The following is a 20,907-nucleotide window of genomic DNA, read 5'->3' on the forward strand; positions in this document are numbered from 1 at the left end:
GAAATGAACGTATTAGAACTAAGTGAACAAGAAATCATTCGTCGCAACAGCATGAATGAACTTCGCGCGATGGGCATCGAGCCTTATCCCGCAGCAGAGTATGTAACAAATGCTTTCTCTACCGATATTAAAGCTGAATTCAACGACGATGCAGAGCCTCGCCAGGTGTCCGTTGCCGGACGTATCATGAGCCGCCGTATCATGGGTAAAGCATCTTTCATCGAATTGCAGGACTCCAAAGGACGCATCCAGGTATATATCACCCGCGATGACATCTGCCCGGACGAGGACAAGGAGATGTACAACACCGTGTTCAAACGTTTGCTCGATTTAGGCGACTTCATCGGCATCGAAGGATTCGTATTCCGTACTCAGATGGGCGAAATCAGCATCCATGCCAAGAAGCTGACCGTACTTGCAAAGAGCATCAAGCCCCTGCCTATCGTGAAATATAAGGATGGTGTGGCTTACGACTCTTTCGAGGACCCCGAACTGCGCTACCGCCAGCGTTATGTAGACCTTATCGTAAACGACGGCGTGAAAGAAAAATTCCTGAAGCGTGCCACCGTCATCAAGACCATGCGTGCCGTGCTGGATGAAGCCGGCTACACGGAAGTGGAGACGCCGATTCTTCAATCCATCCCCGGTGGAGCAAGCGCCCGTCCGTTCATCACCCACCATAACTCTCTGGATATGGACCTCTACCTGCGTATCGCCACCGAGCTTTACTTGAAGCGACTGATTGTGGGCGGATTTGAAGGTGTATATGAAATAGGCAAGAACTTCCGCAACGAGGGTATGGACAAGAACCATAACCCGGAATTCACTTGTATGGAGCTGTACGTGCAGTACAAGGACTACAACTGGATGATGAGCTTTACGGAGAAATTGCTGGAACGCATCTGTATCGCCGTAAACGGCTGCACAGAAACCGAGATAGACGGCAAGACCATCAGCTTCAAAGCTCCCTACCGCCGTCTGCCCATCCTGGAAGCCATCAAGGAAAAGACCGGATACGACCTCGAGGGCAAGAGCGAGGACGAAATCCGCCAGGTGTGCAAGGAACTGAATATGGAGATTGACGACACCATGGGCAAGGGCAAGCTGATTGATGAAATCTTCGGAGAATTCTGCGAAGGAACTTTCATACAGCCCACTTTCATCACCGACTATCCCGTAGAGATGAGCCCGCTGACCAAGATGCACCGCAGCAAGCCGGGACTGACCGAACGCTTCGAGCTGATGGTGAACGGCAAGGAACTTGCCAACGCTTACAGCGAGCTGAACGACCCGATAGACCAAGAAGAACGCTTCAAAGACCAACTTCGCTTGAGCGAAAAGGGAGACGACGAAGCGATGTTCATCGACCAGGACTTCCTGAAAGCATTGCAATATGGTATGCCTCCCACATCGGGCATCGGTATCGGCATCGACCGTCTGACCATGTTGATGACGGGCGAATCCTTCATCCAGGAAGTGCTTTTCTTCCCGCAGATGCGTCCGGAAAAGGTCATCCCCAAAGATGCTCCTGCACGATACACGGAACTGGGCATCCCCGAAGATTGGGTGGCTGTAATCCAGAAGGCCGGCTACAACCTGGTGAGTGACATGAAAGATGTGAATCCGCAAAAACTCCACATGGACATCTGCGGTATCAACAAGAAATATAAATTGGAACTGGCAAACCCGACCGTAAACGAAGTTGCTGACTGGGTCGGAAGAATTAAAAATTAAAAATTAAAGAATTAAATAGGCAAAATTAAAGATAGGAGGAAGGTGAAGGCGCGCTCCTTCACCCCCTTTTAATTTTTAGTTTTTAATTATTAATTTCGATATGAAACTACCCGGTAAGATAGCCATCATGGGCGGAGGAAGTTGGGCAACTGCCATTGCCAAAATGGTACTGGCCCAAGCGGAGTCGATAAACTGGTATATGCGGCGAGACGACCGTATTGCCGACTTCAAACGGCTTGGCCATAACCCTGCCTACCTGACGGGCGTCAAGTTTGATACCAAGCGTATCAACTTCAACTCCAACATCAATGATGTCGTGAAAGAATCTGATACGCTCATCTTCGTTACACCTTCCCCTTATCTGAAGGTTCACTTGAAGAAACTGAAGACTAAGATTAAGGATAAATTCATCATAACTGCCATCAAAGGTATTGTACCCGATGACAACTTGATTGTCTCGGAATATTTCACTAAGGAATATGGCGTCCCGGCTGAGAATATTGCTGTATTGGCAGGTCCCTGCCATGCGGAAGAAGTGGCTCTGGAACGCCTTTCTTACTTGACCATTGCTTGTCCCGACACCGACAAGGCTTGCACCATTGCCCGCAAACTGGCCAGTTCATTCATCAAGACCTCTGTCAGTAATGACGTTGCCGGCATTGAATACAGTTCGGTGCTGAAAAATGTATATGCCATTGCAGCCGGTATTTGCAGCGGTCTGAAATATGGCGACAACTTTCAGGCTGTGCTTATGTCCAATGCCATACAGGAAATGAACAGATTCCTGCAAACGGTACATCCACTGAACAGAAACGTAAATGATTCCGTTTATTTAGGTGACCTGCTGGTGACGGGATATTCCAATTTCAGCCGTAACCGCACATTCGGCACGATGATTGGCAAGGGATACTCCGTGAAAAGCGCGCAGATTGAGATGGAAATGATTGCTGAAGGATATTACGGTACAAAATGTATCAAGGAAATCAACAAGCATTATCATGTCAACATGCCTATTGTAGATGCAGTATACAACATTCTGTATGAGCGTATCTCACCGACGATTGAAATCAAGCTGCTTACCGATTCATTCCGGTAAGCGCGAAAAAAGATAAAACGAAATACTGAATTTAAAACCTAGAATATTATGATTAGTTTGAACATTGAAAAGACTCTTGGATTCATCTCCAAAGAAAACGTTTTCGCCTATGAAGCCCAAGTAAAGGCTGCACAGGAAGCATTAGAGAATGGTACCGGTAAGGGCAACGACTTCTTAGGCTGGCTGCACCTCCCCTCTTCCATCACTAAAGAGCACCTGGCTGACCTAAAGGCTACCGCACAGACGTTGCGTGACAACTGCGAAGTAGTAGTAGTTGCCGGTATTGGCGGAAGTTATCTCGGTGCACGTGCGGTGATAGAGGCTTTGTCAAACAGCTTCACCTGGTTGCAAGACAAGAAAACGGCTCCGGTCATTCTGTATGCAGGCCACAACATCGGTGAAGATTATCTATATGAGCTTACCGAATATTTGAAAGACAAGAAATTCGGTGTTATCAACATCTCCAAATCCGGTACCACTACTGAAACAGCCCTGGCGTTCCGTCTGCTGAAAAAGCAATGCGAAGACCAACGCGGCAAGGATATGGCAAAGAAGGTTATCGTTGCCATCACCGATGCCAAGAAAGGCGCTGCCCGCGTAACGGCAGACAACGAAGGCTACAAATCCTTCATCATCCCCGATAACGTAGGCGGACGTTTCTCTGTATTGACTCCGGTAGGCTTGCTGCCCATCGCAATAGCAGGTTTCGACATTGAGAAACTGGTTGCAGGTGCAGTTGCCATGGAAAAGGCTTGTGGAAAAGATGTTCCGTTTGCAGAAAATCCCGCTGCCATCTATGCAGCTACGCGTAACGAGCTCTACAAGAACGGCAAGAAGATTGAAATCCTCGTAAACTACAATCCCAAACTGCACTACGTAAGCGAATGGTGGAAGCAGCTTTATGGTGAATCCGAAGGTAAGGAAAACAAGGGTATCTTCCCTGCTGCCGTAGATTTCTCCACCGACCTGCACTCCATGGGACAATGGATTCAGGAAGGCGAACGTACCATCTACGAAACTGTCATCTCCGTGGAGAAGACACAGCACTCCCTGCAAGTACCTTCGGACGAAGCCAACCTCGACGGACTGAACTTCCTGGCAGGCAAGCACGTGGACGAAGTGAACAAGATGGCTGAATTGGGCACACAGCTTGCCCACGTTGACGGCGGCGTACCCAACATGCGCATCGTTATCCCTGCACTGAATGAAGAAAGCATCGGAGGTCTGCTCTACTTCTTTGAAATAGCTTGCGGTATCAGCGGTTATATTTTGGGAGTCAATCCGTTCAACCAACCGGGTGTGGAAGCATACAAGAAGAATATGTTTGCATTGCTGAACAAGCCCGGCTACGAAGAAGAGTCCAAAGCTATCCAGGCAAGACTTTGATAAATTAAGAATTGAGAGTTGAGAATTGAGAAATGGCTGCACAACAAGTGCGAAGAGAACCGTTCCCCGATTCTCAACTCTCTATTTATCTACCCCGCATTTTTAAATTCTCAATCCCCAATCTACCAAGTGTTCGAAAACTCTATCGCCCGTTATCTGGAAAAGCACGGGCACCCCTACATCCAACTGAAAGCCGTTCTTTTTGACATGGACGGTGTGTTATTCAACTCCATGCCCTACCATGCCGATGCCTGGCATAAAGTAATGGAACGTCATGGCCTGCACTTGAGCCGTGAAGAGGCATACATGCACGAGGGACGTACCGGAGCCTCCACCATCAACATCGTTTATCAACGCCAGTATGGCAAGGATGCCACTCCCGAGATGATAGAAAGCATCTATGCAGAGAAAAGCGCCGAATTCAGTACCCACCCGGAACCGGAACGTATGCCGGGTGCTTGGGAAGTGCTGCAAAAGGTAAAAGCGGCAGGACTTATTCCGGTACTTGTCACCGGTTCGGGCCAACACTCCCTGCTGAACCGCCTTGCCCACAACTTCCCTGGTATGTTTCAGCGCGACCACATGGTGACCGCCTTTGATGTGAAATACGGAAAGCCTCATCCTGAGCCTTATCTAATGGGACTGGAAAAAGCCGGAGTACAAGCCAACGAAGCTATAGTTGTAGAAAATGCACCTATCGGAGTACAAGCCGGAACAGCAGCCGGCATATTCACTGTGGCAGTCAATACCGGTCCGCTGGACAGGCAGGTATTACTGGATGCCGGAGCAGATTTATTGTTTCCGTCCATGCAGGCGCTTTGTGACGACTGGGAAAGGTTGCAAACCGCATTAGATGCCAGTAATAGCCTTCGCCACAAAGATTGACGGCGACCCAAACAATATAACAGTTGATTGGAGCTTATATAACCAAGTAATACCATTACTTGATATACAGAAGACATCTATTGTCTTTCTTCTTAAAGCGCTCCAATCTACCCATTTTCTCCTTCTCGGTTTCTTTAATAGGGAACGTTATTCTACAGGTATCTTTATCATAATCATACAATTCTCTGGCAGGAACTACATAAACAGATTCCGGACTGTCACCACACCATCCAAAGCCAAAAACATAAAACAAGTTTTTTATCGGACGGTTCAACAGATTGGAATTCATATACCCCTCGTACTTTTCAATGTCTTTTATATCGAGATAAAAACCTATCTTACTTCGCCATTTACATTCTACAGCTATAATATCTCCAACTTCATGAATGGTACTCGTTGTGGTAACACACTCCATCAACAAATCCGGAGATGATGAAGACAGAGGCCTATACCCCTCAATGTATTTATCACCTCTCCAATCTAAAAGCCGCCAAAATATTTTCTTATCACATAGATCCGAATAACCATCTTTACTAATATTGGAGTTCTTCACAACCCATTCCTCAAATCTATCTCCTAAATATTTACTTTTCTTCCTTTCTTTAAAATATTGAAAGGTATCCATAAACCGATATTGGAAAACACCTACAAAATCATCGATAAACTGATTTAATATTTTCATAGCCATAATAGTCTATTGTGTCTTTAAATAATATTCATTGCAAACAAAAATTCATAGGTGAAGAGCCGCAACACCCATTTTCAAAAATAGATTTTTTTTCATTTCCAAAAATAGAGTTTTTTTCCCAATTCTTTCCAGATTTCCTTCCCATCTTTGTAATACAGAAAACAAATAAAGTATTAATTATTAAAAATAGAGAAGTATGAAAAAATTAGTTATGATGTTGGTTTGTATGTTTGCAGTGCACACAATGGTAATGGCGGATAATGATAAGCCGATAGAGGTGAGCCAGTTGCCGGCGAAGGCGCAGACATTTATCAAGACTTATTTTAAAGACCATAAGGTGGCAATGGCTAAATTGGAGTCGGGAATGTTTTATAAAAGCTATGATGTGGTGTTCACGAATGGGGAGAAGGTAGAATTTGATAAATCGGGGGAATGGAAAGAGGTACGATGCAGACAAAGTGAAGTTCCTGTACAGATTGTACCGGAAGCGATACGTAACTATGTAAAGACCAATTATCCGGATGCAAGAATTCTTCAGATTGAGTACGATGACAATGAGTATGAGATAAAGTTGTCTAATCGTTGGGAAATTACATTTGACTCTAAAATGAGGGTGATTGACATTGACGATTGATGACAAGAAAGATTTAGAATATGTAGATTATAAAGTATCAAGAAACTGAAAACAGTTGCTTGGAGAGGGTTTCTCCAGGCAACTGTTTTTTTTTATGCACTTCCGTACGGTAGCAGGGCATATGGTGCTGCGCTCATTGTACAACAGTGGTTGTACTACTATTCCAATTGCCCGGAGTCAACGAAGCCCCGGCTGCACTTTTGCAGTTTTTTAATCAGTGTGTCCGGAGAAGGACACTCAACCTTCTCCGGAGCTGAAAATACTGATTTATAAGGAAATGGCGCTTCTCGGCGCTTCCTGCCGGAAGGCGACTCAGGCTATGACGCTTTCAGGATTTTGGCAGACCTCACCATGGTATAGGTAGTCCCCTTAGTACAATGGTGCATATCATTCAGCTTACTGAAAAATAGAGTTTTTTTCAGAGAGGTTTGTTCGGCAGAGAAATTCCAACCGCAGAACGGAAGAACAACGTTTTCAGTCCGTCATAAAATCCCGGAAGAGCAACCGTTCCATGCGTCTCTTCCGGGAACTTTTTTGATACCACCCGCAAATGCCGCTTCTCCATACGAGGAACTGCACTCCCTATAAAATCATCTGTCAGGGAAAAGTGGCTCAGCTTCCTATCAGGACGCGGCTGAGTGGCAAACGCAACATACAGTTGTTTTCCTGAAAAGTCAACCTTATCTACCTGCCGTTCTACCTGTTTCTGAAAATATCCTTTATCCCACCATAAACTGGGGTCTATGGCGATGTATGTATCAAATGCACTGGGATAATTCAGCAAAACATGCAGCGTGAACAACCCGGCATAAGAATGTCCAGCCAACAAGTGTTGTCCATTCACCGGCAAGTCTTGTTCCACTGCGAGGCGTAGCTCCTCCGTCAGAAAACGGCAAAATTGTCCTGCCCCACCCCCTTCCGGTTTATCGCCCGGACGGACAGTTCCGTCACGCCGGGCAGCGGAACAGGTTGGCGTAAAGTCTCTGGTTCTGTTTGTATTCAGGACAGCCACAACGATACAGGGCGGTAAGGAAGAAACTTTGGAGGTGGAAAACAAGCGAGTAAAACCTACCACCGAATGAAAAAAAGAATCACCGTCCAGCAAATAAAGAACCGGATAACTTTCCTCTTTTTCACCCGGGCGGGTTGCAGGTACATACACCCAATATTCTCTAGCCTCATTCAAGACATGCGAAAACAAAGTGTGGCGAGTCCCGATAGAAATAGCTTCTTGCGCTCTCAGCGGAAAACCGAGCCAAGTGACAACTACCAATATAAACAGAATATGCAGGCTTCTCATTTCAATTCTTTTTTCAGTCTGCAAAGTTCGCAGAAAATAAGTTGACTACCTATCCCTATTTTTAGGTATTCTCACGGTTGAAAGCTTTCCGCAAAAATCAAAGGCTGATTAAGAAAGTTTGATGGGCAACTGAATTTCCGTCATCCATTCATCCACCGTTTCTTTGTTCCAAATGCCGTCAATATGGCAAAACCGGGGACGGTCAATGACCTCGTATCCATTTGCCTCGGCATACGCAAAAAGCTCGGCGAAAGTTTCGGGCATATGCTCATAAGCACCGTAATGGTTGACACAGAGCGCAACCGGTACTTCCGGAAGTTCCTTGAATTTAATCAGTTCCGAATCTTCCTTGCGTTCAGCCACCGCTTCAAAAAACTCGATATCAATATCAACCCCATATTCCTCATTATATTCCACCGTGAAACAATATTCCGGGGCAGGACATTCACAACCCAAACGGTACATTTCAGGCCCGATAATATTCGGACAAAGATTGAACAGTTCCTGATAAGAGTCTATTTTACGGCGATGGGTAGCAAAAATTCTTGAAGGGAGGGATTTCTTAAACACTTTTTCCATAACATTCTCTTGTTTATGGAGTAAATTTTCCAATTTGGCAAGTTCGGTCTGCCGCCATATCAAGTGTTCAATCTCGTTTTTGCAACGTTCTATTTTAACCTTCAACAATTCAGCATCCGGAAATTCCTTGCCATCGGCAAACAACTCGGATATCTCTTCGAGGCTGAACCCTAATTGCTTGAGGTAAACAATACGGCTCATACACCGGAGCTGGCTGATGTCGTAATAGCGATACCCCGTCCACTCATCCACTTCAACGGGTATCATCAATCCTATCTCTTCATAATGACGAAGCGTCTTAACGGTCACCTGGCAAAGTTTGGAAAACTCTCCGATTTTAAACTTCATTTTATTCTTCATAAACTCATGCGCATTTTGTTTATGATGCAAAGATAGGTCCTGCCCTTAGGGACGAGTCAAGAGATTGCTTCAAAAAAAACACATATTTCACTATTCACAACGGCAATAGGTGTTTGCACCGCACGTACAATGGGGTAACAACTGCCCACTCAGTTCATCGCGGTAAAATTCATACAGCCGCCGGTACATGGTTTCATAGAGTGCGGCAATTTGTTGCTCCTGCTCACTTTCATTTTGAAAACGATTTTTAAAGGGGTCTTCAAAATTAAAATGCACCTGCTGCTTGGCATCCAGAGTGATAAATTTCAGTTCTTCTCCGGCTTCTTTACATAGGGTAATCACGTAGTCCCACGACCGGTGCGTATAGGTCCCGACACCAGACGGTTTCTTGCGAGACACGCTGAAACCATTCTGTTCCATCACATTGCACACGGCATCGGGAACGCAGTTCCCCTCCATAATTCCTGCCGTAGAGATATTCATTCCCCTGCCAAATGCATGCAGGAGTTCCTGCGCGATACGGCTGCGGCACGTATCTTCATTACTTATTAACAGTATATCCATTGTCCGTTACTTTTCCAGGTTTAAATACTCGCCATCTCCTTCTTTCTTCATCTTCGCTTTACGTGCCAGGTCGAACAAGGTGGGGTTAATGTGGCAATATCCACCAGGATTTTTGTCCAGATAGTCTTGATGATAATCTTCGGCGAGATAGAAGTTCTTCAAAGGCTCTATCTCTACAACCAACGGACGGGAGTAGTTGGCAGCCAGCCGGTCAACGGTTTCACGAATAACAGGCAGGTCGGCGGTATCCGTATAATAGATACCCGTGCGATACTGTGTACCTCTATCCCCCCCTTGCTTATTGAGGCTGGTAGGGTCAATCGTTTTGAAATAAAGGTCGATAAGGAAAGGCAAGTCCACCTCATCGGGATCATACTGTACTTTTACGGTTTCGGCAAAGTCCGTGGTACCGGTACATACCTGCTGATAGGTAGGATTGGCTATATTTCCATTGGCATATCCCACCTGGGTAGCCTCCACACCTTCTATTTGTTTCAGGAAATGTTCGGTACCCCAAAAACATCCTCCTGCCAGATAAATCTCTTTCATTGGTTTCATGTCTGTTCTCCTTTCTGACCGTCCTTCCGGCTTACCGGCATAGGACAGACAAGTCATTAACATTGCAAAAATAAATATTATTTGTTTCATACCTCTAACTCTATGGAAATTATAACAAGAAAGAGAACCGTATGGTTGACTTTTCTGGATGTATTGTATAAAAAGAAACTCCCTTTGCAAAGTATTCATGCAAAGGGAGTTCCTTTCTTTGTGACCCCGGTGCGATTCAAACGCACGACCTTCAGAACCGGAATCTGACGCTCTATTCACTAAGCTACGGAGCCAAATGTGGATGCAAAAGTATAAAAAAATTAGCAGATTCCTAACATTCAAACGCTTTTTATATCAAACCGAGGAATATTTTTATTATTACTTTGAGAAGACTAACCGCAATTACACAAACATTTTGTTCTTTTTTCCCACAAAACAGAAGCAAGTATCAATATTATTCCTATCTTTGCCGAGCAATTTAATAGAAGTTATACTGAATAAATTTATGAGCTACCTGATAACACCTGAAGGTTACAAACCTTTATTGGACCTAAAACAGACTGAATTAGGGATTAAACAAATTAAAGAGTTCTTCCAATTGAACCTCTCTTCCGAACTGCGCCTGCGACGTGTGACAGCTCCACTGTTCGTATTGAAAGGAATGGGTATCAATGACGACCTCAATGGAGTGGAACGTGCCGTAACTTTCCCTATCAAAGATTTGGGCGACGCCAAAGCTGAAGTGGTGCACTCCCTCGCCAAATGGAAACGCCTCACGCTTGCCGAATACCATATCGAACCGGGATATGGCATCTACACAGACATGAATGCCATCCGTGCCGATGAAGAACTGGGCAATCTGCATTCCCTTTATGTAGACCAGTGGGACTGGGAACGCGTCATTACTGCCGAAGACCGCAATGTGGAATTCCTCAAGGAGATAGTAACCCGTATCTATGCAGCTATGGTGCGCACAGAATATATGGTATATGAGATGTATCCGCAAATCAAGCCTTGCCTGCCCCAGAAACTTCACTTTATCCATGCCGAAGAATTGCGCCAACTGTATCCGGACTTGGAACCCAAATGCCGCGAACATGCCATTTGCAAGAAATACGGTGCAGTGTTCATCATCGGTATCGGATGCAAGCTGAGCGACGGCAAGAAGCACGACGGACGCGCCCCGGACTACGACGACTATACCAGCAAAGGGCTGAACGACCTCCCCGGACTGAACGGTGACCTCCTGCTATGGGACCACATCCTGCAACGCAGCATCGAACTTTCCTCCATGGGTATCCGCGTAGACAAGGAAGCCCTGCTTCGCCAGCTCAAAGAGGAAGGCGAAGAGGAACGCCTGGAACTTTACTTCCACAAACGCTTGATGAATGATACACTGCCGCTTTCCATCGGTGGCGGTATAGGGCAGTCCCGCCTCTGTATGTTCTATCTGCGCAAGGCGCATATCGGTGAGATACAAGCCAGTATCTGGCCGGAAGATATGCGCAAAGAGTGCAAGGAACACAATATACACCTGATTTGATATACATTTATCCCGTCATATAATATAAAGTTCACCCCCTCAAAAGGTTGGACTTTATTTTTTATTTTGTACTTTAGCATCCGAAACTACTAACAGATCCAATTATGAATGTTCAAATAGAAGAAAGCTGGAAAGCACATCTGCAACCTGAATTTGAGAAAGATTATTTCCGTACATTGACTGATTTTGTACGGGACGAATATGGGAAATATGCAATATATCCTCCGGGAAAGCTGATATTCAATGCATTCAACCTATGCCCTTTTGACAAAGTAAAAGTCGTGATAATCGGTCAAGACCCCTATCATGGTCCGGGACAAGCACACGGACTTTGTTTCTCCGTAAATGACGGTGTTCCTTTCCCTCCTTCCTTACTTAATATTTTCAAGGAAATAAAAAATGACATTGGCACTGATGCCCCCACTACCGGCAATCTGACACGCTGGGCAGAGCAAGGCATATTGCTGCTCAATGCTACCCTCACCGTACGTGCACACCAAGCCGGTTCTCACCAAAACCGAGGTTGGGAAACATTTACAGATGCGGCTATCCGCATTCTCGCCGAAGAAAAAGAGCATCTTGTATTTATTCTTTGGGGAGCCTACGCCCAACGTAAAGGGGCATTCATCGACCGTAGCCGACATCTGGTACTCACCTCGGCACATCCATCTCCCCTATCCGCTTATAACGGCTTCTTCGGGAACAAGCATTTCAGCAAAACAAACGAGTATTTGCGGGAACATGGAGAGACGGAAATAATTTGGTAAACATCAATACCACTGAATATTACTCTGAGTCTGGCTTCTCTGTTCCCATTTCAAGTCTTGCAGGATACTTGCATTGGCACGGATGGTAAAGTTATAGTATTTCCAGCGTCCGAAAGGTGATATGGCAGCCGTCATGCTGAAACAGTGCAGGTCACGTGTGATGTTGAAAGCGGTCTGCGTTATCTCCTTCGCATTGAAGTCATAACCGGAATTGAAGCTGACAGCCCATTTATTGGTAAGCTTGACGTTACCGTTTATATTAAGGGAATTCAGGCTGAATTTGTACGGATAGCGCATGTTCTTACGATTAATGGGCATACTGGTGTCTTCCGTAATATTGAAACCGGTACTGAAGTTGATAGACCAAGGCATCTTGAATACCTGATAGCCGTCAGCATCGGCAGCAGCCTTTTCCTTCTTCTTCTTCGGAGTGCCGTCTTCGGTAGTTTCCCCCTCCATGTCACCGTCTTCCTCCGTCGAGGCATTCTGGTCTTGGCCCTGCTCCTCGTCATCCTTCTGACCGGTGAAGAAGTTCCTTATTTTCTTCCACGAATCATTGTTCACGGTCCAACTGAACGACGTACCATATCCCGACCAACGACCGAAACGGCCATACGACCATTCCGTACGGTTACCGGGCACCACCCTTCCGTTCTCATCAAACTCGTAAGCATAAGTGGCAAAGGTAGAGCTCATACTCAACGTATAACTCTTGCTCAACTTCAGACGGAGATTAAAGCTCAAGTCACTCCAAGGACGCACCTGGGCAGCCGTGTTGTAACTGATACCCATACTCAAATCGTCAATCAGGCTCACCTTGCGGATAGAGTCATTCTTATCCTTGAACTTCATTTCAAGGTTATTGGAGATATTGAAACTGATAAGCCCCTGCTTTCCTCCACTTGGCGGACTGAACACCTGACCGGCATAATAGGAATACTGCACGGTATCGCGAATGCCGTTCTGGTCTTTTATATAAGAGTCATAATAGCCAAAACGGGACGAAGTGAAATCGGGTGCAGCGCTGAAACTGATGGAGGGAGTGATGACGTGACGTATCTGTATCTCCTTCTTCTTCATAAACAATGGCTTGTACATACCATAAACTTTGGTATTGATACCCAGACTGGCACTGTAGTCGTATACACGGTGAAAACCGTAGGTCGTATCATTCACCTCCTTGCCTTGCTCATCGTCCCAGTCCTTCTTCACCTTGCGGGTGTACCAACGCTCCGTATAGTTTACGGTAGGCGTCACATTGAAGTACTTGAACAAAGTAAACGTGGCACTTACCGGAATCTCATGCTGCATACCGTTCTCCCAATCGCGTATCAGGTTCTTCTTGAACAACAGATTGTCCTTCGTCTTGATACTGTTCTTCACACGGCCAGTATAGCGAACGGAAATCTTCTCATACCACTTTTCATCTCCCACTGCATGTTTACGCTTGAAAGGGAAAATGGTACTCAAGGAAATGGTCATGTCCGGTAAAGTCACCGCGATAGAGGAGTCGCGCATGGTCTGGGCAATATTACCTGAAGCGGAGATGCTCAGATGCTGGTCGGGAAAGTTACGCGAATAGCTGACACTGGAAGTCTTGGTATTCTGCGACATTGCCTGGGAGTTGTACATATTGCCGATATTGGTACGCTCATAACTACTGGTAGCAAAGTTCACACTGGCAGAAAAGGTAGAATTCGGACTCGCTTTCGGGTCCTGCCGGTGAGACCACACCACCTTGAAGTCTTTGGCAACCGAGTAGTCGGGCAAGCCTTTGTCACCGGTCTTGGTCACCTGATAGCTTGCCTGCAGCAAACCGGAATATTTGTAACGCTTCACATAGTTCGACTCCATATTCAGCGCCCAAGAACCTTTCGTGAAGATATCCGCCCGCAGCTTCAAGTCCATTTGGTCACTGATGGCGAAGTAATATCCACCGTCCGTCAGACCGAAGCCACGATTGGAGTCATCCATATAGGTAGGCATCAGAAAACCGGACTGGTAACTGCTAGAAAACGGGAAAAAGAAAAATGGAACGGCAAGCGGAAGCGGCACATCCTCTACTACCAGATAGGCAGGTCCCGTCACCACGTTCTTTTTCGGACGTACCTTGGCATAAGTCATCTGCATATAAAAATGGGGGTGGTCATGATGGTCACAAGTCGTGTAACGACCGCTCCTCATATAGAGTTCATCATTATTCCCTTTCTTGGCATTATTACCGGTCACGTATCCCTCGCCCTGCTGGCTGACAACATTGCTGATAAGACCTCTTTTACTCTTGAAGTTATAACGGATAGTATCGGTTTCGTAGGAGGTGTCCCCGTCTTTGAAGACCGGTCTTCCCTTGGCTGTTCCTACAGAATCGACCACGCCACGGGCAAAAACCGTACTGTTGTCCATATCCATAGAGATGACATCAGCCTCCAGGTCAGCACCCGGATAACTCACCTTTCCCTGGCCGTAAAGATGGGCAAAGCCACTCTGCGTAAATACAATGGAGTCATTGGCTTCGTAGGCTACGGGAGCATCCAATGCATCCTTCTTGGGAGGCGCAGCCGCTACCGTATCTTGTTGCAACGAATCGGCAGGAAGCCCCTTTCCCCCTTGCAGGGAGTCTCCCATCTGCAAACTATCCCCTACCTGCAACGTGTCTGTCCGCTGAATATTCGGAGGCGCGACCTTCGCTCTACGGCGCTGAGAAGCAGCCCCACCGGAGAGAAGAAGCAAGACGAATAGTAGTATGAATGATATGAATGTATTTGCTTTCAATGGCGTCATTAACTAATAGTTTACGCTTGGAGGGGCAAAAGTACATAATTTATACGGATAATCTCCCTTTTTAAAGAAATTTAGATTGCTACAAGAACTGTTCGCACCAATTATCAAAGCGCCGTACCCCTTCTTCACCATAACGTTCCAAACTTTTTCGGGCTTTTTCTACACTTTTCTCCTTTTCCAAATGAGTTTTTGAATAAAACTTATCGGCAAAACAGATAGCTTGTTCTTCCAAGCTGACCGGAACCATTTCACGATGCGGTACGGGCAAATCCTGCGCAATGATTCCCTCCAATGAAAGTCCGGCACCCGTATGGCGTTCACAAACCAAAGCATGGCGGGGATAGCCTTCGCCGCGTATCAGGTCGGCTCCCAAATAACCGTGACAGATATAAGGCTTGTCGCCAAAACAATGGATACCTGCCGCATCTGTAAGAAAAATGCCTATATCGTGCAGCATGGCAGCCTCGTACAGAAAATCCTTATCCAATGAAAGTTCCGGATGGCGGTCGGCAATCCATAACGACTTGTCGGCTACGGAACGGCTGTGCGTCAACAGTATATGCCGCAACTCATTCTCTTCCGGATAATATTTGTTAATGATATCTATCGGATTCATTTTAAGTTATGAGTTATAAATTATGGGTTATGAATGTCAATCGCCCTAAATTTATACATGCAGATTTCATTACGCATATCACAACTGCGTCTGTCTGTACGGAATATCTTTTCCAGATGATACGTCTGTTCCAGCTCTCCCAACATATTCTCCTCCTCCTTTACGGGAACCAACAAATAGCCCTCCCCGCTGGACGGACGTTCCTTTTCAATGTGCCGCATGCGGTCTTTCAGATAGAAGTTAACACCATAGAAACTCATTTTCGAGTAAGAATAGACCACACCTTCCGGAACATACGTATTGACCCTTTCAGCCAAATGTTTATCTGATTTCACAGCCAGCACCGTGGGCTGATAAACCGAATCCAATGATACGAAAAGACAAAGCATACATCCTGCTATGCCATATAATAATGACCGGCTATCCGCACGCTTTATCACCATGCGTAATGTGCAGATAGCGGCTACTACGGGAAGCGCTACCAGGAGCCACTTGGGAACAGACAAAGCCACATCCTCCAACGCATGCATAAAGGCTACATTCTCAGCGGCATGGCGTCCACTTCCAAAAACGCTGTCGGGAACCAGGCCGAGACGAACTACGACAAAAACAAGCGTAAGCAACAAGCCCAAAGAAGCAAAGATGATTGCACAAATCCTGAAAACTCGTGCCCCCTTTTGTACCAAAGCCAACAGATACTCAGCTATCAGCACTGCCATAAACGGATAGATGGGAAGCAGATAAACGCTCCGCTTACTCTTGGGGATGCAGTAGAAGACAAAGATTATCAGAATGACCAGCCACGTGAACAATTGTACCGGAGACTGGTTGCGGAAAGCAGTCCAGCCCTTCTTCAACCGCAACAGCAGGGTCTCCCCTTCCGGCAGACAACGCATGTTTTTCCACTTCAAGCCAAACAAGGAAACTACCAGAACCAACGTCCAGGGAATCCATCCCCAAATCAAAGTCAGGAAATTATACCATATAGGATTTTCATGGGACTCGTAGGACATTTTGCCCATAAACCGCCCGGTATTCTCCTCCAGAACCAAATCGAGGAACGGTTGTCCACCTTGTCTGTAAGCTACGTATACCCAAGCTAAATAAGGAACAAAAGAAAGCAAGCCGATACCTACCAACGAGAAAAACGCTTTCCAGAAAGAACGTCCGCGCAACAACTGATACACACCGATACACGCGCAAGGGAATATGGAGCCTACCGGCCCTTTGGTCAACGTGGCACATCCCATCAGCAACACCGCAAGCCAGGGCACTCCGCGGCATCCCTTCTCATCCCAGCGGAACAGCAGACAAAGGGAAATAACGATAAAGGCAACCTGAACCATATCGACCCGACAAGCGACAGCCGCCCGATGCACCTCGAAAGAAGACAAAAGAAGAATAGAGGCCAGAAACGCCGTTTGAACGTTTTTACGTTTTGCCACAAAGGCAAAGAACATTAACTGCATGGCTAAAAAAGCCAATGCAGACGGGAAACGGGCAGAAAACTCCGTCACCTCTCCAAAAAGGGAAGAGACGGCGGCTATTGACCAGTAGAAGAAAGGGGGTTTATAAGCAATATCAGTACCATAGTTCACCGGAAGTATCCAGTTTCCACTTTCCAGCATAGAAAGGGCAACAATCGCCTCCCGCGGTTCCCCCTTGGAATAAAAAATGGTTTCTCCCAGAAAGGGAACAACCACAAGCACACTCAGCAGCGCAATAAACCAGAACGCCTTCTTTCTGTCCGACATACCTTATTTGTTTTTTATGTTTTCTGGACGCAAAGATAGCGCAAACCGAAAGCAGATGCAAATTTATTTGCAATTTGCTGAGATGCAGCTTAATTTCGCAAAGCAAAATTACAAATAATTCTGAAACAATGCCTAACTTTGCCGCCCCAATGATAATGGCAACAGAGAGTAGATATTTAATGTTAAGATGAAGCGGCTGAAACAACTACCGGAATTTGTACGCTTCGTAATGGTGGGCATCTTTGCGACAGCTCTGCACTACGGATTGTATTTTGTATTACAACGGGTTATCAATGTAAACATAGCCTATACACTGGGATATGCTCTCAGCTTCATCGCCAATTTCTATCTGACTGCTTACTTTACCTTCGGCCGAAAGCCCTCATGGAGAAAAGCCTTCGGATTTGGAGGAGCACACTTATGCAGCTATCTGCTACACATGGGGTTGCTGAACCTCTCTCTCTGGATGGGCATCCCCAAACCTCTGGCCCCCATTCCGGTTTTCGCCATCGCCATTCCGGTCAACTTCTTACTCGTACGTTTCGTTTTCAAAAGAAAAGAGTGATAATTTGTTTTTCTCCCGATTTCTTACGAATATTGCAAAAAGATTTGTTCTATGATGGAAAACTCTCCCATACTCGCCGTTGTCGTACCTTGCTACAAAGAAGAGGCAGTGCTGCATGAAACCCATAAACGATTGAGCCAATTATTCGACCGGCTGATACAAGCCCGGCAAATTTCCCCGGAAAGCTATATATTATATGTAAACGACGGAAGCACCGACCAGACATGGGCTATCATCAAAGAACTGCACCAGAATACGGCCTATGCCTGCGGACTGAACCTGGCAGGAAACGTAGGACACCAGAATGCCCTGCTAGCAGGACTCAATGCAGTAAAAGAGCGTTGCGAGATAGCCATCTCCATTGATGCAGACTTGCAAGATGACATCCAGGTGATTCCGGACATGATAAACAGCTATAAAGCGGGCAATGACATCGTTTATGGCGTACGTAAAGAACGGAAGACCGACACTTTCTTCAAACGCAACACCGCTTTGGTCTTTTATCGGCTGATGAAGGCAATGGGGGTAAAATCCGTCTACAACCATGCCGACTACCGCCTGATGAGCCAGCGGGCTATACAACACCTATGCCGCTTCCGCGAGCGCAACCTTTTTCTTCGGGGACTGGTTCCCCTCATCGGCTACCAGACGGACAGCGTGTACTACAATCGTGACAAGCGTTTTGCCGGAGAATCAAAGTATCCTTTCCGGAAGATGCTTAATTTTGCCATCGACGGTATCACTTCCTTTTCCGTCAAACCGGTCCGTATGATTTTTTGGATAGGCTGCATCTTTATTCTTGTGGCACTGTGTGTCACCGGATGGACACTTCACTCTTACACACAGCATAACGCCGTCCCCGGATGGTCATCACTGATGATTTCCGTCTGGCTGGTAGGAGGTGTGATACTTGTGTCGCTGGGGATTGTAGGCGAATACATCGGCAAAATATACATTGAGGTGAAGGACCGACCGCGCTACAATGAAGAAGAACTGCTGATGCCGTCCGGCAAAACAGAATAAAAGAAGCCCATCATCATTCTACACAAAAGTTTTAAAAAGGAAAAACACTTGTCACGCTATCACCCTATAATAAAGGTATAGGGAACAGTGTATGTCTTTCTTGCCGACAAGTTGGCAAGATTTTGCCACCCTATTGGCAAGACTTTGCCATAGGCATGGCAAAAGTTTGCCAAAAGCATGACAATGGGTTGGCAAAATTACTCTCTGGCAGACAATGAGTTAACATAACTATCAAAATCGTATCGTCACATCAGTTTATATCAAAAAACACAAAATCGCTTGCGAAAGCGACATAAATGCCGTATCTTAGTACACGTGCAAGCAAACCATTTTGCTTACACATGATAAAAATCTGCTTATGGGAACATTAGGCTGCATCAATGACATGCTACAAAGGGATAAAGAGAACCGTGCTCTCCGCAAGTTGAGCAGAGGACGGATGCGGGAGCACTACAAATACCTTGTAGAAAGGAAAGGTCCTGAGAGAGCCGATGTAACCATTGAGAAAATAGAAGAAATCCGAAGAAATACTACTGAAAAGGAATTATCAGATAAAGAACATCTATTCAGGGCAAAGACGATTCTTGCAGCATATGCTTTAGTCTTGCTTTTATTGGGAGTACTTTGTTATAAATTGTTCTTATAAGCAGGTCTGAAACCGATTGACAAGAAATCTACCCGGTTAAATTCATCAGCCATTGGCTGGCGATTGAAAGCAGATTCCCATGCTTCATAAAAAATTCGCATACTTTTTATATTCGAAGCAGAGAATCAACAACTTGGTTTCCTAAACCAATAAATTAGAAATGAAAAAATTATCTTTGCAAACACAATAAATACATTGAAAAACTTTCTGTTAGAACATGGAACATCTAAAAGCATACATTTTAGCACTTAAAAACATGAATACAGATTTTACAATTAGAATTGCCCAACAGTCTGATGCCCTTGAACTTATGAGTTTGTTTCAAGAGACAGTCCTCCATATAAACAAGCGTGACTATTCAGAAGCAGAAGTGGCAGATTGGGCATCGTGCGGAAACGACCTCTCCCGCATAAAAGAAATGATTAAGACACATTATTTTATTGTAGCAACCAATCAACAGTCACAGATTGTCGGCTTTTCATCCATTACCCACCAAGGATATTTACATTCTATGTTTGTTCATAAAGATTTTCAAGGTAAAGGCATTGCTACCATACTTCTAAATGAGATAGAACGGTATGCAACCACAAGAGGAATCATGCGAATTACATCAGAAGTAAGCCTGACAGCCCGTCCATTCTTTGAGAAAAGAGGCTATATAGTAGAAGTGGAACAGAAACGCAAAGCCAACCAACTTTATCTCACCAATTTTTGGATGGCGAAAAGGCTGGCTGAATGAAATCGTATAACGGACGTATTCCTGCTTGTGGTGTCTTTTGTGGTGGTTGTCCCATATACACAAGAGAAAAAAGTTCCTGCAAAGGAGCAGAACAGAATGGTTCTCGCTGTGAAAAATGTAAAACATTCCATTTATGTTGCTTGGAAAAAGGAATAACACATTGTTTCCAGTGTTCTGATTTCCCATGTACTAAATTCAAAAGATTTACCAAACGTTGGCTAAAATACGGACAAAACTTCATTGAAAACCAAAAGCTTTTAAAAAACGTAGGTGAAGTTAAATTTTTAAAGTATTATAATAAGAGAATCCACAACCAACTTACCAACAATGACAAAAAATCAGGAATAAAATAATAATTTTGTACCTTTCGAAAAACATGTGTTGTAAATGACAGATTTTAATTCATACATGGGCAATATAGACACTGACTTTTTTAGGGAACTGTGTTTAAGAAACGGAGAACTACGGTATTATAAAAGAAATGAATTTATCCTCCGAGAGGGAGAAGTCGGTTCTTTCTTCGGGTTTATTGTATCCGGTGTAATCAAATATACCTGCATCAACCAAACTGAAAACAAAACATATAATGTAGGTTTTTCTTTTGCCAATGAATTTATCTCTGATTATCCCAATTGTTTATACGACATCACTAGTGTCCACTAAAAATTTTTTGGTCACTAGTCGGTTAAAAATTAAAT

At 45.1% G+C, this 20,907-nt stretch carries 20 protein-coding genes, 1 tRNA gene and 1 pseudogene; 13 read left to right on the top strand and 9 right to left on the bottom strand.

What is annotated here, in order from left to right; translation table 11 throughout:
* Window positions 1-3 precede the first annotated feature (3 nt).
* The 4 genes from lysS to DW039_RS01955 all read left to right on the top strand — a co-directional run bounded on the left by lysS (window position 4) and on the right by DW039_RS01955 (window position 5,101).
* The gene (gene lysS, locus DW039_RS01940; protein ID WP_005827209.1) at window positions 4-1,734 is read left to right on the top strand and encodes a lysine--tRNA ligase; all 1,731 of its coding nucleotides are present in this window, start codon (window positions 4-6) and stop codon (window positions 1,732-1,734) included.
* A gap of 100 nt (window positions 1,735-1,834) precedes the next feature.
* Window positions 1,835-2,830 carry an NAD(P)H-dependent glycerol-3-phosphate dehydrogenase gene (locus DW039_RS01945; RefSeq protein ID WP_044467854.1) on the top strand — a complete coding sequence of 332 codons (996 nt, stop codon included), beginning with the start codon at window positions 1,835-1,837 and terminating at the stop codon, window positions 2,828-2,830.
* A 48-nt stretch (window positions 2,831-2,878) separates the two neighbouring features.
* Window positions 2,879-4,216, top strand: coding sequence for a glucose-6-phosphate isomerase (locus DW039_RS01950; RefSeq protein WP_005827213.1), 1,338 nt, complete (start codon window positions 2,879-2,881; stop codon window positions 4,214-4,216).
* Between the two features lie 129 nt (window positions 4,217-4,345).
* Window positions 4,346-5,101 carry an HAD family hydrolase gene (locus tag DW039_RS01955; protein WP_008664065.1) on the top strand — a complete coding sequence of 252 codons (756 nt, stop codon included), beginning with the start codon at window positions 4,346-4,348 and terminating at the stop codon, window positions 5,099-5,101.
* A 55-nt stretch (window positions 5,102-5,156) separates the two neighbouring features.
* On the opposite strand, the gene DW039_RS01960 is transcribed toward DW039_RS01955, so the two are convergent.
* A complete protein-coding gene (locus DW039_RS01960) occupies window positions 5,157-5,783 on the bottom strand; it encodes a hypothetical protein (RefSeq protein ID WP_008664066.1) in 627 nt (208 codons plus the stop codon).
* A 202-nt stretch (window positions 5,784-5,985) separates the two neighbouring features.
* On the opposite strand from DW039_RS01960, the gene DW039_RS01970 reads away from it, so the two are divergent.
* Window positions 5,986-6,423, top strand: a complete 438-nt coding sequence (locus tag DW039_RS01970; protein WP_005827221.1) for a PepSY-like domain-containing protein — start codon at window positions 5,986-5,988, stop codon at window positions 6,421-6,423.
* 418 nt (window positions 6,424-6,841) lie between these two features.
* On the opposite strand, the gene DW039_RS01975 is transcribed toward DW039_RS01970, so the two are convergent.
* The 5 genes from DW039_RS01975 to DW039_RS01995 all read right to left on the bottom strand — a co-directional run bounded on the left by DW039_RS01975 (window position 6,842) and on the right by DW039_RS01995 (window position 10,068).
* Window positions 6,842-7,723 carry an alpha/beta hydrolase gene (locus DW039_RS01975; RefSeq protein ID WP_120381617.1) on the bottom strand — a complete coding sequence of 294 codons (882 nt, stop codon included), beginning with the start codon at window positions 7,721-7,723 and terminating at the stop codon, window positions 6,842-6,844.
* 108 nt (window positions 7,724-7,831) lie between these two features.
* Window positions 7,832-8,662: a MerR family transcriptional regulator gene (locus DW039_RS01980; protein ID WP_005827229.1), complete on the bottom strand. Its 831-nt coding sequence runs from the start codon at window positions 8,660-8,662 to the stop codon at window positions 7,832-7,834.
* A 90-nt stretch (window positions 8,663-8,752) separates the two neighbouring features.
* On the bottom strand, window positions 8,753-9,226 hold the full coding sequence (locus tag DW039_RS01985; protein ID WP_005833171.1) for a hypothetical protein: 474 nt from the start codon (window positions 9,224-9,226) through the stop codon (window positions 8,753-8,755).
* 6 nt (window positions 9,227-9,232) lie between these two features.
* Complete coding sequence (gene msrA, locus DW039_RS01990; protein ID WP_034522775.1) at window positions 9,233-9,874, bottom strand: peptide-methionine (S)-S-oxide reductase MsrA; 642 nt, start codon at window positions 9,872-9,874, stop codon at window positions 9,233-9,235.
* 121 nt (window positions 9,875-9,995) lie between these two features.
* Window positions 9,996-10,068 (bottom strand) — tRNA-Arg (locus DW039_RS01995).
* A 212-nt stretch (window positions 10,069-10,280) separates the two neighbouring features.
* On the opposite strand from DW039_RS01995, the gene asnA reads away from it, so the two are divergent.
* Both asnA and ung read left to right on the top strand, forming a co-directional pair.
* Window positions 10,281-11,318 (top strand): aspartate--ammonia ligase, encoded by a 1,038-nt coding sequence (gene asnA / locus DW039_RS02000; RefSeq protein WP_008664075.1) that lies wholly within the window; start codon window positions 10,281-10,283, stop codon window positions 11,316-11,318.
* A 104-nt stretch (window positions 11,319-11,422) separates the two neighbouring features.
* Complete coding sequence (ung, locus tag DW039_RS02005) at window positions 11,423-12,085, top strand: uracil-DNA glycosylase (protein ID WP_005827240.1); 663 nt, start codon at window positions 11,423-11,425, stop codon at window positions 12,083-12,085.
* A 3-nt stretch (window positions 12,086-12,088) separates the two neighbouring features.
* Here ung and DW039_RS02010 read toward each other — a convergent pair whose 3' ends face one another.
* The 3 genes from DW039_RS02010 to DW039_RS02020 form a co-directional block, all read right to left on the bottom strand.
* Window positions 12,089-14,866: a putative LPS assembly protein LptD gene (locus DW039_RS02010; RefSeq protein ID WP_120381618.1), complete on the bottom strand. Its 2,778-nt coding sequence runs from the start codon at window positions 14,864-14,866 to the stop codon at window positions 12,089-12,091.
* 79 nt (window positions 14,867-14,945) lie between these two features.
* A complete protein-coding gene (locus DW039_RS02015; protein WP_005827246.1) occupies window positions 14,946-15,482 on the bottom strand; it encodes an HD domain-containing protein in 537 nt (178 codons plus the stop codon).
* Between the two features lie 20 nt (window positions 15,483-15,502).
* The gene (locus DW039_RS02020) at window positions 15,503-17,236 is read right to left on the bottom strand and encodes a glycosyltransferase family 39 protein (RefSeq protein ID WP_120381619.1); all 1,734 of its coding nucleotides are present in this window, start codon (window positions 17,234-17,236) and stop codon (window positions 15,503-15,505) included.
* A 187-nt stretch (window positions 17,237-17,423) separates the two neighbouring features.
* On the opposite strand from DW039_RS02020, the gene DW039_RS02025 reads away from it, so the two are divergent.
* From DW039_RS02025 to DW039_RS21445, 6 genes and pseudogenes are all read left to right on the top strand, one after another.
* Window positions 17,424-17,801 carry a GtrA family protein gene (locus DW039_RS02025; protein ID WP_005833184.1) on the top strand — a complete coding sequence of 126 codons (378 nt, stop codon included), beginning with the start codon at window positions 17,424-17,426 and terminating at the stop codon, window positions 17,799-17,801.
* 51 nt (window positions 17,802-17,852) lie between these two features.
* Entirely contained in the window at window positions 17,853-18,824 is a 972-nt protein-coding gene (locus DW039_RS02030; protein WP_022401421.1) for a glycosyltransferase family 2 protein, read from the top strand.
* Between the two features lie 358 nt (window positions 18,825-19,182).
* Complete coding sequence (locus tag DW039_RS02035; protein WP_005833188.1) at window positions 19,183-19,470, top strand: hypothetical protein; 288 nt, start codon at window positions 19,183-19,185, stop codon at window positions 19,468-19,470.
* 256 nt (window positions 19,471-19,726) lie between these two features.
* Window positions 19,727-20,209, top strand: coding sequence for a GNAT family N-acetyltransferase (locus tag DW039_RS02040; protein ID WP_034529629.1), 483 nt, complete (start codon window positions 19,727-19,729; stop codon window positions 20,207-20,209).
* Window positions 20,206-20,562, top strand: coding sequence for a DUF3795 domain-containing protein (locus tag DW039_RS02045; RefSeq protein ID WP_117878688.1), 357 nt, complete (start codon window positions 20,206-20,208; stop codon window positions 20,560-20,562). The genes DW039_RS02040 and DW039_RS02045 overlap by 4 nt, the downstream gene beginning before the upstream one ends.
* Before the next feature lie 34 nt (window positions 20,563-20,596).
* Window positions 20,597-20,863 (top strand): annotated as a pseudogene (locus DW039_RS21445) (Crp/Fnr family transcriptional regulator); the annotation flags it as partial.
* Window positions 20,864-20,907 lie beyond the last annotated feature (44 nt).

This window comes from Bacteroides sp. AF39-16AC, from assembly GCF_003602735.1.
Classification (GTDB): Bacteria; Bacteroidota; Bacteroidia; order Bacteroidales; family Bacteroidaceae; genus Bacteroides; species Bacteroides uniformis.

Coding starts and splice junctions, on each gene's coding strand:
- DW039_RS02020 (WP_120381619.1), bottom strand. CDS start 17,236: ATGTCGGACAGAAAGAAGGCGTTCTGGTTTATTGCGCTGCTGAGTGTG.
- ung (WP_005827240.1), top strand. CDS start 11,423: ATGAATGTTCAAATAGAAGAAAGCTGGAAAGCACATCTGCAACCTGAA.
- DW039_RS02045 (WP_117878688.1), top strand. CDS start 20,206: ATGAAATCGTATAACGGACGTATTCCTGCTTGTGGTGTCTTTTGTGGT.
- DW039_RS01945 (WP_044467854.1), top strand. CDS start 1,835: ATGAAACTACCCGGTAAGATAGCCATCATGGGCGGAGGAAGTTGGGCA.
- DW039_RS01975 (WP_120381617.1), bottom strand. CDS start 7,723: ATGAGAAGCCTGCATATTCTGTTTATATTGGTAGTTGTCACTTGGCTC.
- lysS (WP_005827209.1), top strand. CDS start 4: ATGAACGTATTAGAACTAAGTGAACAAGAAATCATTCGTCGCAACAGC.
- DW039_RS02040 (WP_034529629.1), top strand. CDS start 19,727: ATGAATACAGATTTTACAATTAGAATTGCCCAACAGTCTGATGCCCTT.
- asnA (WP_008664075.1), top strand. CDS start 10,281: ATGAGCTACCTGATAACACCTGAAGGTTACAAACCTTTATTGGACCTA.
- DW039_RS01970 (WP_005827221.1), top strand. CDS start 5,986: ATGAAAAAATTAGTTATGATGTTGGTTTGTATGTTTGCAGTGCACACA.
- DW039_RS01985 (WP_005833171.1), bottom strand. CDS start 9,226: ATGGATATACTGTTAATAAGTAATGAAGATACGTGCCGCAGCCGTATC.
- DW039_RS02035 (WP_005833188.1), top strand. CDS start 19,183: ATGGGAACATTAGGCTGCATCAATGACATGCTACAAAGGGATAAAGAG.
- DW039_RS01980 (WP_005827229.1), bottom strand. CDS start 8,662: ATGAAGAATAAAATGAAGTTTAAAATCGGAGAGTTTTCCAAACTTTGC.
- DW039_RS02030 (WP_022401421.1), top strand. CDS start 17,853: ATGATGGAAAACTCTCCCATACTCGCCGTTGTCGTACCTTGCTACAAA.
- DW039_RS02025 (WP_005833184.1), top strand. CDS start 17,424: ATGAAGCGGCTGAAACAACTACCGGAATTTGTACGCTTCGTAATGGTG.
- DW039_RS01950 (WP_005827213.1), top strand. CDS start 2,879: ATGATTAGTTTGAACATTGAAAAGACTCTTGGATTCATCTCCAAAGAA.
- DW039_RS02010 (WP_120381618.1), bottom strand. CDS start 14,866: ATGACGCCATTGAAAGCAAATACATTCATATCATTCATACTACTATTC.
- DW039_RS02015 (WP_005827246.1), bottom strand. CDS start 15,482: ATGAATCCGATAGATATCATTAACAAATATTATCCGGAAGAGAATGAG.
- msrA (WP_034522775.1), bottom strand. CDS start 9,874: ATGAAACAAATAATATTTATTTTTGCAATGTTAATGACTTGTCTGTCC.
- DW039_RS01960 (WP_008664066.1), bottom strand. CDS start 5,783: ATGAAAATATTAAATCAGTTTATCGATGATTTTGTAGGTGTTTTCCAA.